This is a genomic window from Trinickia sp. HAY1-2D (assembly GCF_056754935.1).
Genome location: NZ_JBPGWX010000001.1, coordinates 626613 through 638580, shown reverse-complemented (window position 1 = coordinate 638580; position 11968 = coordinate 626613). Strand labels below are relative to the sequence as shown.

10 protein-coding genes are annotated in these 11968 nt (G+C 64.0%); 3 read left to right on the top strand and 7 right to left on the bottom strand.

What is annotated here, in order from left to right:
* Positions 1-13 precede the first annotated feature (13 nt).
* A complete protein-coding gene (locus ACR9ZC_RS02800; RefSeq protein WP_481579029.1) occupies positions 14-1171 on the bottom strand; it encodes an ABC transporter ATP-binding protein in 1158 nt (385 codons plus the stop codon).
* Positions 1172-1388: 217 nt separating this feature from the next.
* On the opposite strand from ACR9ZC_RS02800, the gene ACR9ZC_RS02795 reads away from it, so the two are divergent.
* From ACR9ZC_RS02795 to ACR9ZC_RS02785, 3 genes are all read left to right on the top strand, one after another.
* Positions 1389-2432 carry a LacI family DNA-binding transcriptional regulator gene (locus tag ACR9ZC_RS02795; protein WP_481579028.1) on the top strand — a complete coding sequence of 348 codons (1044 nt, stop codon included), beginning with the start codon at positions 1389-1391 and terminating at the stop codon, positions 2430-2432.
* A 235-nt stretch (positions 2433-2667) separates the two neighbouring features.
* Positions 2668-3714: an ABC transporter substrate-binding protein gene (locus ACR9ZC_RS02790; protein ID WP_481579027.1), complete on the top strand. Its 1047-nt coding sequence runs from the start codon at positions 2668-2670 to the stop codon at positions 3712-3714.
* A gap of 100 nt (positions 3715-3814) precedes the next feature.
* On the top strand, positions 3815-5494 hold the full coding sequence (locus ACR9ZC_RS02785; protein WP_481579026.1) for a GMC family oxidoreductase: 1680 nt from the start codon (positions 3815-3817) through the stop codon (positions 5492-5494).
* Here the strand turns inward: ACR9ZC_RS02785 and ACR9ZC_RS02780 are convergent.
* The 6 genes from ACR9ZC_RS02780 to ACR9ZC_RS02755 form a co-directional block, all read right to left on the bottom strand.
* Entirely contained in the window at positions 5491-6936 is a 1446-nt protein-coding gene (locus ACR9ZC_RS02780) for an aldehyde dehydrogenase family protein (protein ID WP_481579025.1), read from the bottom strand. The genes ACR9ZC_RS02785 and ACR9ZC_RS02780 overlap by 4 nt on opposite strands.
* Before the next feature lie 36 nt (positions 6937-6972).
* Positions 6973-7776 (bottom strand): ABC transporter permease, encoded by an 804-nt coding sequence (locus tag ACR9ZC_RS02775; protein WP_481579024.1) that lies wholly within the window; start codon positions 7774-7776, stop codon positions 6973-6975.
* Complete coding sequence (locus ACR9ZC_RS02770) at positions 7773-8684, bottom strand: ABC transporter permease (protein ID WP_481579023.1); 912 nt, start codon at positions 8682-8684, stop codon at positions 7773-7775. The genes ACR9ZC_RS02775 and ACR9ZC_RS02770 overlap by 4 nt, the downstream gene beginning before the upstream one ends.
* Positions 8681-10015: an NAD(P)/FAD-dependent oxidoreductase gene (locus ACR9ZC_RS02765; RefSeq protein ID WP_481579022.1), complete on the bottom strand. Its 1335-nt coding sequence runs from the start codon at positions 10013-10015 to the stop codon at positions 8681-8683. The genes ACR9ZC_RS02770 and ACR9ZC_RS02765 overlap by 4 nt, the downstream gene beginning before the upstream one ends.
* Before the next feature lie 2 nt (positions 10016-10017).
* Complete coding sequence (locus ACR9ZC_RS02760) at positions 10018-10728, bottom strand: HAD-IA family hydrolase (RefSeq protein WP_481579021.1); 711 nt, start codon at positions 10726-10728, stop codon at positions 10018-10020.
* 82 nt (positions 10729-10810) lie between these two features.
* Entirely contained in the window at positions 10811-11887 is a 1077-nt protein-coding gene (locus ACR9ZC_RS02755; RefSeq protein WP_481579020.1) for an ABC transporter ATP-binding protein, read from the bottom strand.
* Between the last annotated feature and the right edge of the window lie 81 nt (positions 11888-11968).

Below are 11968 nucleotides of genomic sequence, written 5' to 3'. Positions count from 1 at the left end.
TCCGGAGGTTGTTTTATTGAAGCTTCGGTACTGCACTGCCGTCGGCGGCAAATACGTGGCAAGCGCTCGAGTCGAAGCGAGCCGCGACACGCGTGCCGGGCTGATAGCTCGCGTCGCCGGGTTGCTTCACGACAACGGTGGTCCCGGCGGCCGGGTCCTCGAGATGTAGATAGCTGTGTTCACCCAGGCGCTCGACCAGTGTGACTTTGCGCCGAAGTGTTTGCATCGTGCCGTTCGAGCCTTCCTCACTCTCGTCGCCGCTATCGATCACATAGTCGAAGTGCTCGGGGCGGATGCCGAGTTGCACCGGTTGCCCGACGCGCAGGAAAGAGGCGTCCACTTTGGCCAGCACATCGTCGTCGGACTTGTCCAGCCTTGCGACAATCCCGTCGCTGCTCAACGAATGGACGGTTGCGCCAAGGAAGTTCATCTTGGGGCTGCCGATGAATTCGGCAACGAAACGACTGTTCGGACGGTGATAAAGGTCGAGGGGGGAGCCGACCTGGGCAATGCTCCCGAATCGCTCGGCATCTTTTCCGGCACGCAGTAGAACGATCTTGTCTCCGAGAGTCATCGCCTCGACCTGGTCGTGTGTCACATAGACTGTGCTCGCTTGTGCGAACTGACGATGAAGTTTGGCGATTTCGACGCGCGTCTGGCTGCGGAGCATGGCGTCGAGGTTCGAAAGCGGTTCGTCGAACAAGAACACACCGGGCTCCCGTACGATGGCACGACCGATTGCAACACGCTGACGCTGCCCGCCGGAGAGCGCGGCCGGCTTTCGTTTCAGCAACGCGTCGAGTTGCAGGGTTTTGGCCGCCGTTTGAACCTTGCTTGCGATCTCGCCGGCGGGCAGTCCGGACAGCTTCAAACCAAACCCCATGTTCTCTTCGACCGTCATATGAGGAAACAGGGCGTAGCTCTGGAAGACCATCGCCACGCCTCGCTTGGCCGGCGGTATCGCGTTGACGAGGCGCCCGCCAATTTGTACGTCGCCCGATGTGGCATCTTCGAGGCCGGCAATGATGCGAAGCAGTGTCGACTTGCCGCAGCCGGATGGACCGAGGAAAACGCAGAACTCGTTCTCGCCGATATCGAGATCGATTCCGCGCAGTACGGGCGCGTGGTCGCCGTATGCCTTCGCCACGCCTTTCAGTGAGATGGCCGCCATGTCTCCGTCCAATATGATTTAACGTTACATCATCGGGCGTTTAAAAAAGGCCGCGAGGCCGTCCGGATGTAACCTTACCTGTTGTCCGACCGGACTCTACGCGGGATTTTTTTTCGACGCAATAGGTTTTCTACCCAGCGCGAGTTGACAACCTTTCTCCGCGCCTATTGAATGTGGCGTCGCGCAATTTTCGGCGCCCGCTACGAAACCACCCGCCATGAGCAGCAGACATTTCACCCCGGCCGTCACAATCAGAGAGGTAGCGGAGGACGCCGGCGTCTCGGTCATGACGGTATCGAATGTGCTGCGTGGACGGGGGCGCGTCGGGAAAGAGACACGACAGCGCGTACTCGAGGCCGTGGAACGACAAGGCTACCGCCCCAACTTGACGGCGCGCGCGCTCGTAGAGCGCAAAGCTCCGACGCTCGCATTGATGCTGAGTTGCATTACGAACCCGTTCTATCCGGAATTCACGCTTGCCGCGAATTTGTCCGCGCTCAAGCATGAGCGCCATCTACTCGTGTGCAACACCGATCACGAGCCGGATCGCGGGATGAGCTTTCTGCAGCAGGTCGCGGGTTCTCTATCCGACGGGGTGCTCGTCGCGAACTTCGGGGAGCTGCCGATAGAGGAGCTGCGCAAGCTCCAGCGGCGCGGCATTCCGGTTGCCATATCGGTGTGGGAACTGCCTGACGAGCCGCCCGGCATTCCGTGCGTGACATTCGACGCCAAAGCTGCCGCGAAGCTTGCGGCGAGCCACCTCGTCGAACTGGGACACCGGCGCATTGGCGCCATCATCGGCAGCCGTAAAAATGGCATTCACCGGGCTCGCTATGCGGGTTATCGAGAGGTCATGCGTGAAGCGAAGATTCGTCGCGTGGCGGCTGATGAACGTTTCACGGAGGACTCCTTCGAGGACGGATATCGCGTTGCCACGGAACTGCTGTCTTCTCGCCCCGACCTGACGGCGTTGTTCGTATCGAATGATCTTCCTGCGTTGGGTGTGTTGAACGCGGCCGCGGACTTGGGATACTCGGTACCCGACGATCTTTCGATCGTCAGTATTACGGACATCGTTCCGGCCAGACAATCGCGGCCCGGGCTGACTACCGTGGCTATTCCCACGGCCGAACTTGCGGAAAAGGGAATCGGTCTGCTCATCGATCTAATGAGCGGACGCGCGACGGACTCGACTGTCGTTCATACTTCGGCACCCCAGCTCGTCATTCGTGGGTCTACGGCAGAACCTCGCCGACAGTGATGTCCCGACGCATCTGCCGTATTCGACGAGTCGCCTGCCCCGCGTCGATTTGCATGACCCGCAAGCGGGCATTACATCAAGTCATACCGACTCAAACAATTTCGGCGTTGTGGCCACGAAATTGGCTCACTATATTCGAAGCAACCGGATGTTGGACCTGCTCCGGGCCGCCGTGCGGAAACGTTGACGAACCCGCCACGGACAGTGTTTTCCCTTACTGCGTCGAGGAAGAGCCGTGATCAAATTGAAGACCTTGTGCCCGGTTGCCATAACACTCTCGATCGGGTGCGCGGGCACCGCACCTGCGTTCGCCGCGGGACAGATAACCTTCGTCTCGCAAGGCGGCGCTTATCAGGAAGCCCAGACCAAGGCGATCCTCGATCCGGCCGCGAAGGAGCTCGGCATCACGATCAAGCAGGACAGCATTCCCGACGCATGGCCGCAAATCAAGGCGCAAGGCGCAACGGGCAAGCCGATCTGGGATGTCGTGGACACGCCTACATCCAACTGCCTGCGCGGCGGTCGCGAGGGGCTGCTCGAAAAGCTCGACTTTTCGAAAATGCCGAACGCGGCGGCGGTTCCCGAGAAATACCGGACGCCCTACTCGGTCGCGTACGAGTTCTATTCCACCGTGATCGGCTATAACAAGAAGACCGTGAAGAAGGTCCCGCAAAGCTGGGCCGACTTCTGGAACGTCAAGGGTTTCCCCGGCACGCGCGCGCTGCGCAACGATCCGCAGACGGTGCTCGAAGCGGCGCTCATGGCGGACGGTGTGCCCCGGAATAAGCTCTATCCGCTCGATGTCGATCGCGCATTCAAGAAACTCGCGCAAATCAAGCCCGACATCGCCGTCTGGTGGACTTCGGGCGGCCAGTCCGCGCAGTTGTTGCATGACGGCGAGGTCGACATGGAAATGATCTGGAATGGCCGGGCGAGCACCGTCGCGAAGGACAATCCCGATATCGCCTTCACCTACAACGACGGGATTCTCCAAAATACACAGCTCTGCGTGCTCAAAAATGCGCCGAATCTGGCCAATGCGATACGCTTTATCGACGCCGCGGAGTCTCCCGAGCTGCAGGCCAATCTGCCCACCTATATCGACTACGGCCCAGGCAATCCCGCCGCATACAAGACGGGCAAGATTTCGGCGAAACGCGCGAGCGAGTTGCCCAGTTCGCCCGAGAACGCAAGCAAACAGGCGCTGATGTCGGAGGAATGGTGGGCGTCCGATGCCGGCGTCCAGGCGAAGGCACGCTGGCTCAAGTTCATGCAGCAGTAATACCCGAAACGCTCGTCAGTGCGGGCTGCGCACCGCCGATGCCGAGTGCTTTCCCTTTCCAACTGCGCCGCTTGCGGCGCTTTTTTTCTGCTCTTCGATTGTGTTCGACTACCTGATACTCGGAGGCGGCTCCGCCGGCTGCGTGCTTGCCGCGCGGCTCAGCGAGAACGCGAACCAAACGGTATGCCTGGTCGAGGCGGGCCGCGATCTCACGTACGCGTCGATGCCCGCCGACATTCGCAGCCGGTATCCGGGCCGGGCGTATCTGGACACGCGCAACATCTGGCGGCGGTTACAGGCTCGCATGAGCGCGCCGGCCGCCCGGCGCCGCTACGAACAGGCGCGGCTGCTGGGCGGAGGCTCCGCGATCAATGCGCTGATGGCCAACCGCGGCGCGCCCGCCGACTACGACGAATGGGCGGAATTGGGGGCATCGGGCTGGGATTGGGCACACTGCCTGCCGTATTTTCGGGCGCTGGAAACCGACTGCGATTTCACCGGTCCGCTGCACGGTACGAACGGGCCGCTGCGAGTCCGACGCGCAACCGCGGATCGGCTATCGCCGTTCGTGCACGGTGTCGTCGCCGCACTCGCGCGCCGCGGTTATCCCCTGCGTGACGATCAGAACGGGCCATGGGAGGACGGCGTATTTGCCGGCGTGATCGCCGTCAGCGAGACGGGCGAGCGGATCCCCACTTCGATTTGCTACCTTGATGCAGCCGCCCGCCCGCGGCCGAACCTCACAGTGCACACCGACGCGCTCGTCGAGCGCGTGCGATTCGACGGGCGCCGCGCAACCGGCGCCGAGATACGCCTTGCCGACGGCACGCTCATGGCACCACGCGCACGGCATGTCATCGTCTGCGCGGGCGCGATCCATAGCCCGGCGCTGCTGATGCGCAGCGGGATCGGTCCGGCCGACGATCTGGCGCGGCTGGGCATCGAGGTCATTGCGGCGCGTGCCGGCGTGGGCGGCAATCTGATGGAACATCCGTCCATCGCGGTATCGGCCTTCCTGCCGCGCACGATGCGCACGCCCTTTCCGGACGAGCATCACGAGCAGGCCATCGTCCGCTACTCGTCGGGACTGTCCGGCACGCCTGCGGGCGATATGCACGGCGCGATCCTGTCGCGCTCGGGCTGGCACTCGGTCGGCTATCGGCTCGGCACGATGTTCTTCTGGGTCAACAAGTCGTATTCGCGCGGCCGCGTGACGCTCGCGTCCGCGCGGGCTGATGACGAGCCAACGGTCGATTTTTCAATGCTGTCGGATCCCCGCGATCTGGAGCGGCTCAAAGACGCTATGCGGTTCGGAGCGGCAACGCTTGCAGACGCCCTGCTCGCCGCACGGCTCGGCCCGCGCTTTGCCACGAGCTATTCGCCGCGCGTCGCAGCGCTCGCGCGACCCAGCGGATGGAATGCCGTGCAGCGCGGCGCACTGAGCGCGCTGCTCGACATCGCGGGGCCGCTGCGGGCAACGTTGATCGAGCAAGTCATTACGCAAGGGATCGCGCTCGATGCGCTGCTTGCCGACGATGCGGCGCTGACCGCCTTCGTCAAACAGTCGGTCGGCGGCACATGGCATCCGGCGGGCACTTGCCGGATGGGCGCAGCCGACGATCCGCTCTCGGTGACAGGCCCGGACGGCGCAGTGCACGGCGTCGAGGCGCTCTATGTCTGCGACGCGTCGTTGATGCCGTCGATTCCATGCGCGAACACGAACGTGCCGACGATCATGATTGCCGAGCGCATCGCGGATATGCTGCGGGCAGTGCGTTAGCCGAGCACCGCGTCTCGGCTGCCGTACCCGACGATACCCTTGACCTCGAGGAACGATTCAATCCCCCATTCCCCATACTCGCGCCCATTGCCGGATTGCTTGTAGCCGCCGAACGGCGATCCTGGGTCCCATGCGGGGTAGTTCAGATAGACGCTGCCGGCACGCATGCGGAACGCGACGCGACGCGCACGCTCGATGTCGCGCGACTGCACGTAGGCGGCAAGACCGTACGGGGTATCGTTCGCGATCGAGATCGCCTCTTCTTCGTCGCGGTACGGCAGTATCGCCAGCACGGGGCCGAAGATCTCTTCGCGGGCAATCGTCATATCGGGCCGCACATCGGCGAACAGGGTCGGCCGCACGTAATAGCCGCGCTCGAGGCCGGTGGGGCGGCCCAGCCCACCCGTCACCAGCTTTGCACCTTCTTCGATGCCGGCCGCAATCAAGCGCTGGATGCGTTCGAACTGCACATTGCTGACGACGGGGCCCATCGTCGTACCGGCGGCGTCGGCCGGTCCGACCCAATGTGCGGCGGCCGCGCGCGAGGCGATCTCGAGCACCTCTTCGTGACGCGCTGCGGGGACGAGCATCCGCGTCGGCGCGTTGCACGATTGCCCGCTGTTGCTGAAGCAGCTGTTCACACCCTTCGTCACGGCAGTCTCGAAATCGACGTCGTCGAGCAGGAGGTTCGCCGACTTGCCGCCAAGCTCCTGGTGCACGCGCTTGACGCTCGGCGCCGCGAGCGTCGCGATCTGCACGCCGGCGCGCGTCGAACCGGTAAACGAGACCATGTCGATCCCCGGATGCGAACACAACGCCGCACCGACCGTCGGGCCGTCGCCTTGTACGAGGTTGAACACCCCGGGCGGCACGCCGGCCGCATCGAGCACCTCGGCAAACAGCACGGCATTCAGCGGAGAAACCTCGCTTGGCTTGAGCACCATCGTGCAGCCGGCAACGAGCGCGGGTGCCACCTTGCTGGCGATCTGATTCATCGGCCAGTTCCATGGCGTGATCAGCGCCGCGACCCCGACGGGCTCGTAGCGCACGAGCGTCGTTCCCTTGCTGCGCTGCCATGCGAATGTCTCGCAGGTGCGCAGCAACTCCTCGAGATGACGACGGCCGAGCCCTGCCTGCCATTCGTGCGCGAACGGTCGCGGCGCGCCGATCTCACGGGAAATGGTGTCGGCGATCTCGTCGTAGCGTGCGAGGTAGGCATCGAGAATCCGGCGCACGAGCGCGATCCGTTCGGCCGGGTCGGTCAATGAGAACGTCGTGAATGCCCGGCGGGCCGCGGCAACAGCGCGATCGACGTCGCGCGCGTCGCCAAGCGCGATCTCGGAGAATGGTGTCTCGGTGCACGGATCGATGACGGGGAGTCGTGCGTTGCCCGCCGGCGCCACCCACTCGCCGTCGATATAGAACTTCAATGCATTGTTCATAAGGGTTCCGGTCGGATCTCGCTATGTCGGGAATGCTCAGGCGCGGGCAGCTTGCGCGACGCCGCCGCGGCGGCTGATGACGACGATCAGCACGAGCGTCAGCGTAAGCGCGGTCAGCATGGTGCTGATCGCGGCAATCGTCGGATCGATCTCGTCGCGCAGCGTCACGAACATCCGGCGGGTGAGCGTCTGGTTCGGGCCGCCCGAGACGAACAACGCGACGACCGTTTCATCGAGTGCCTGAATGAAGACGAAAACCGCACCGGACACAACGCTGGAGCGAATTTGCGGAAGCGTGACGGCCAGGAAACTGCGCAGCCGGTTCATGCCGAGACTGCGCGCGGCCATTTCCTGCGCATGGTCGAAGGAGCGCAGATCCGCACCCACCGAAATCACCACGTACGGCAAGCCGAGCATCGCGTCGGCGACGATCAACCCGCCCAGCGTATTGACGTAATCGAGCTTCGAATAAACGAAGAACACGCCGACGGCAACGATGATGATCGGCACCATCAGCGGCAACATCAACACGGTCCGCAGCCGCCGGATCCAGGCATGCGTGCCGTGCTCGATCGCGTACGCCGCCGCCACGCCGACCGGCGTCGCGATGGCCGTCGCGAAGAACGACGCCGCGAGCGTGGTGCGTGCGGCCGCAAGCCAGTCGGGATTGCCGAAAAACGCCTCGTACCACCGCAGGGACAGCGCGGGCGGCGGAAACGTCATGAACCGTGTATCGGAGAAAGACAGCGGCACGACGATCAGCACCGGAATCATCAGAAACGCGAGGATCAGCACAACCGATGCGATCAGCATCCCGCGCGCGAGCGGATTGGGTTTCATTTTGCCCCCAGGGTCTTGTCGAGCGGAATGACACGGCTCGCCGCATAGAAGATCGCGAACACGCAAAGCAGCAGCACGACGCTCACCGAGCTTGCGGCCCCCCAACTGTTGTAGATCTCGACATTACGGCTCACGACCATCGACACCATGATCGACTTGCCGCCGCCCATCAGCTCCGGCGTGATGTAAAAGCCGAGACAGAGCACGAATACGAGCGTGACACCGGCAACGACGCCTCCCATCGATAGCGGCAGGAATACGCGGACGAACGCATGGGTGGGCGAAGCGCCCAGGCTCGACGCCGCTTGAGACAGGCTCGTCGGGATTTTCTGCATCGCCGAGTAAAGCGGCAGCACCATGAACGGCAACAGAATATGGACCATCGCGATGATCGTGCCGAACTGGTTGTAGGCGAGCCGGGCCGGATGATCGATGAGGCCGGATGCGAGCAACGCCTTGTTGACGAGACCGGTGCGTTGCAATAGCACGAGCCATGCGTAGGTGCGCACGAGCACGCTCGTCCAGAACGGCAGGATCACCATCCCTAGAATGAGCGCCGCCAGCCTCGGTCGAACCGATGCGGCCAGATAGGCCACGGGATAGCCCAGCAGCAGCGTCACGCCCGTCACGATGATGCTCAGCTTGAACGTCAGCGCAAAAGTGTCGAGATAAGTGCCGCTGAAAATGCGCCGGTAGTTCGCGAGCGTGAACCCGCCGTCTTGACGAATGGACTGCCACGACAGCCACGCGAGCGGCACGACGAGCAATACCGTGACGATGGCCAGCGCGGGTGCCATCAAGAACAGCATTGCGCGGTCTTCGCGCCGCTGATAGCGCTGTGCTGTATCGGCGTCGGACGGCCGTATCAATTCGCCCTCCGAAACGATTCCCCTGACAGTCGTCATCATACCCCCACCGCATCGAGAAACTGGTACCACGCGGCGACGAGCCTGACACCCGGCGCGCGCAGCGAATGGAGCGGGACCGGCCGCAGCCCGTCTTGCGCCAGGAGCGCGAGATCGGGTGTTTCGCCGAGCGCGAGCGCGGCCGCATGCTGGCCGACGAGGCTCGCCATCGCGATGCCGGCGCCGTTGTAGCCGAGGCAGAAGACAGTCGCGTCGTCGCTGCGGCCGACGTGCGGCAGCGCATTGAACGTCATGCCGACGTAGCCCGACCAACGAAACGAGATGGGCACGCCCGCCAGATCCGGGAAGAGCGCGATCATGGCGCGCCGCAATGCCTCGAAGCCCGTGTTCTGCCCTTCCTTGCCGAATGCGTCGCGGCCTCCGAACAGCATGCGGCCGTCGGCGCGTCGAAACCACTTCATCATCCGGCGCGTCTCGGTATAACTGCGCCGCGCCGTCATCAGCTTCGCGTCGAGCGCTGCCGGCAGCCGCTCCGTGGCGATCATCGCGCTGCGAAACGGCACGAGTTCGCGCTGATACGCGCTCGTCGCCTGCGTGATGCCTGAATAGGCGTTCGTCGCGACGATCATCTGCTTCGCGCGCACCGTCGCTGCCGGCGTGCGCAATACGACACCCGGCACGCCCCGGGTGCGCTCCATCGCGACCACGGGCGTCGATTCGTGGATCGCCACCCCGCGGGCCGCCAGGCCGCGCGCGATGCCGAGTACATACTCGAGCGGCAAGATCGTACCGGCGTCCTCGCTCAATACGCCGCCGACGAAGCCCTTCGAACCCGTTTCCTCCTCGGTCTGCGCGCGCGTGAGCGGCTTCATCGTCCGATCCCCGAGCGACGTGCGCACCCAATCGGCCTCGGCAATGCAGGCCGCGAGCGCGCGCTCGGTATGCGCGCAGCGCAGACTGCCCGTATGCTCGAATTCGGCACCCGCGATGGCGAACTCGTCGACGAACGACTCGACGACGCGCACTCCCTCATGTGCGAGCCGGTGCATGCGCTTGGCGACATCGAGCCCGTAGTGCGTAGCGATGAACGGGAACGACAACCGGAACTTCGAAGACACGACACCGCCGTTACGGCCGCTCGCTCCCCAGCCGACGGGGTTTGCGTCGAGCACGACGCACGGTACGCCGCGCCGGCTCAAGGCATACGCGGCCGCGAGACCGGAATAGCCGGCACCGACAATCGCGACCTCGGTCTGCAGGTCGCTGGCGAGCTGCCCCGCTCCGACCGGCAGATCGAGCGTGCCGGTGCGTGCGGCGAGGTGGCGCCACAACGAATCCGGCTGCGGCGACGTCGAAGCGAGCGGCGCGAGCATGATCAAGCCGTGGCGAGTTCGGATTCGACCGCGTCCGCCAGCGCGGCGAGCGTCGGGAAGCAGAACGTCGGCGTGGTGACCTTGCGCGGCACGGGCGTCGCGCCGAATCCCTTCTGATCGCGGCGGCGTTCGATCCAGCAGGTGGCGTAGCCCAGTTCCGTCGCGATGCCGATATCGTGGTACTGGCTTTGCGCGGTATGCAGGATGTCGCGGAACTTATACCCGAATGCCGCCTGGCGGCCCCGGTTGTACGCGAAGAATTGCGGATCGGGTTTCGCGACGCCGGTTTCGTCGCAACAGACGGAATCGTCGAACGGATCGCCCAGCGTATGCGCATACGCCGACAACGCGACGCGGTCCGCATTCGTCATCGCGACGAGCCGGAAGTGCTTGCGCAGCCGCTTGAGCGCCTCGACGGAATCGGGGAATGCCGGCCAATCGAGCACGTCGCGCTGGAATGCCGCGGCGGATTGTGCGTCGTCGGGCAGGCCCAACTCCTTGGCGAGACCCAGATAGACATTCGCCATCGCATGGCTCGAGCGCCCGGGGAACGCTGCGCGGCCGCGCATGTACGGCTCGAAGATCTGGTCGTCGGTCAGATCTTTCGCGGCAGGACCGCCGAGGCGACGCACCGACGTGAGTACACCCCGTTCGAAGTCGATGAGTGTGCCGACCACATCGAATGTCAGCACCTTGAAATCAGTGAGCTTCATGAGTTCATCCCTTGATGGCGTTGCGGTTGGGTGAAAGACAAAATCGAAGATGAAAAGGCGTACGCGAGTACGCGCTGGCTGCTTACGCAGCTACGACGATGGTGTCGCGCGGCGACAGCACCACCGATACCGATGCGCCCGGCGGCGGCACACGCTGCCGCGCGGCATGATTACCCGGCTGGCGCAGGCTGACCGTCGTGCCATCCGCGAGCGCCGCGAATACGCGCAGGCTTTCGCCCTGGTACAGCACCTCCGTCACGCGCGCGGTGAGTCGATTGGCGTCGGGCGGTGCATCGCCTGTGTCGATTACGAGTTTTTCCGTCTGGACGGCGAGCAGCAGCGCGCCCGCACTCGGCAACGGATAAGCGGTACGGAGCACCGTATCGCCGAGCGTCACCGCGTCGGCGCCCGCACGCGCGACGGGCAACAGCGTCGCCTCGCCGATGAAGCTCGCGACGAAGGCATTGCAAGGCCGGTCGTAGAGGCGTTCGGGCGTATCGACTTGCACGAGCCTGCCGTCCTTCAATACGGCGACACGGTCGCTCATCGTCAGCGCCTCGCGCTGGTCGTGCGTGACATAGACGATCGTCGCACCGAGCCGGCGATGAAGCCGCCGCAGCTCGAGCTGCATGGTCTCGCGCAATTGCTTGTCGAGCGCCGAGAGCGGTTCGTCCATGAGAATCAATTGCGGCTCGAACACCATCGCGCGGGCGAGCGCGACGCGCTGCCGCTGGCCGCCCGAAAGTTCGCTGATGCGCCGGTTCTCGTAGCCGCGCAACTCGACCATCGCGAGCGCTTCGGCCACCTTGGCCGCCCAGCCGGACTTCGCCTCGCGGCGGGCACGCAGCGGAAACGCCACGTTTTCGCCGACGCTCATATGAGGAAAGAGCGCGTAGCTTTGGAAGACCATCCCGATGTTGCGTTTGTGCGGCGGCGCAAATGTAATATCGCGTTCGCCCACCCACACACTGCCGGAACTGGGCTGCACGAACCCGCCGAGTATGCCGAGCAGCGTCGTCTTGCCGGAGCCGGACGGGCCCAACAGCGACACGAACTCACCCTGAGAGACATCGAGCGAGACGTCGTCGAGTGCTACCACAGGGCCATAACGCTTCGCCGCGGATCGAATCGATACGCCCGCTTTCGCTCGTGCATCCATCGTTGTCTCCCGCTCATGTCAGCCTGCGATGTGGGAAATATAGGCGCCGGTCTTTTTGGCGGCAATTCCCAAATTGTTGGA

What these genes read in the sequence shown, in the direction of transcription:
- ACR9ZC_RS02800 (WP_481579029.1), bottom strand. Translation starts at nt 1,171, where the DNA reads ATGGCGGCCATCTCACTGAAAGGCGTGGCGAAGGCATACGGCGACCAC.
- ACR9ZC_RS02795 (WP_481579028.1), top strand. Translation starts at nt 1,389, where the DNA reads ATGAGCAGCAGACATTTCACCCCGGCCGTCACAATCAGAGAGGTAGCG.
- ACR9ZC_RS02780 (WP_481579025.1), bottom strand. Translation starts at nt 6,936, where the DNA reads ATGAACAATGCATTGAAGTTCTATATCGACGGCGAGTGGGTGGCGCCG.
- ACR9ZC_RS02775 (WP_481579024.1), bottom strand. Translation starts at nt 7,776, where the DNA reads ATGAAACCCAATCCGCTCGCGCGCGGGATGCTGATCGCATCGGTTGTG.
- ACR9ZC_RS02770 (WP_481579023.1), bottom strand. Translation starts at nt 8,684, where the DNA reads ATGATGACGACTGTCAGGGGAATCGTTTCGGAGGGCGAATTGATACGG.
- ACR9ZC_RS02765 (WP_481579022.1), bottom strand. Translation starts at nt 10,015, where the DNA reads ATGCTCGCGCCGCTCGCTTCGACGTCGCCGCAGCCGGATTCGTTGTGG.
- ACR9ZC_RS02760 (WP_481579021.1), bottom strand. Translation starts at nt 10,728, where the DNA reads ATGAAGCTCACTGATTTCAAGGTGCTGACATTCGATGTGGTCGGCACA.
- ACR9ZC_RS02755 (WP_481579020.1), bottom strand. Translation starts at nt 11,887, where the DNA reads ATGGATGCACGAGCGAAAGCGGGCGTATCGATTCGATCCGCGGCGAAG.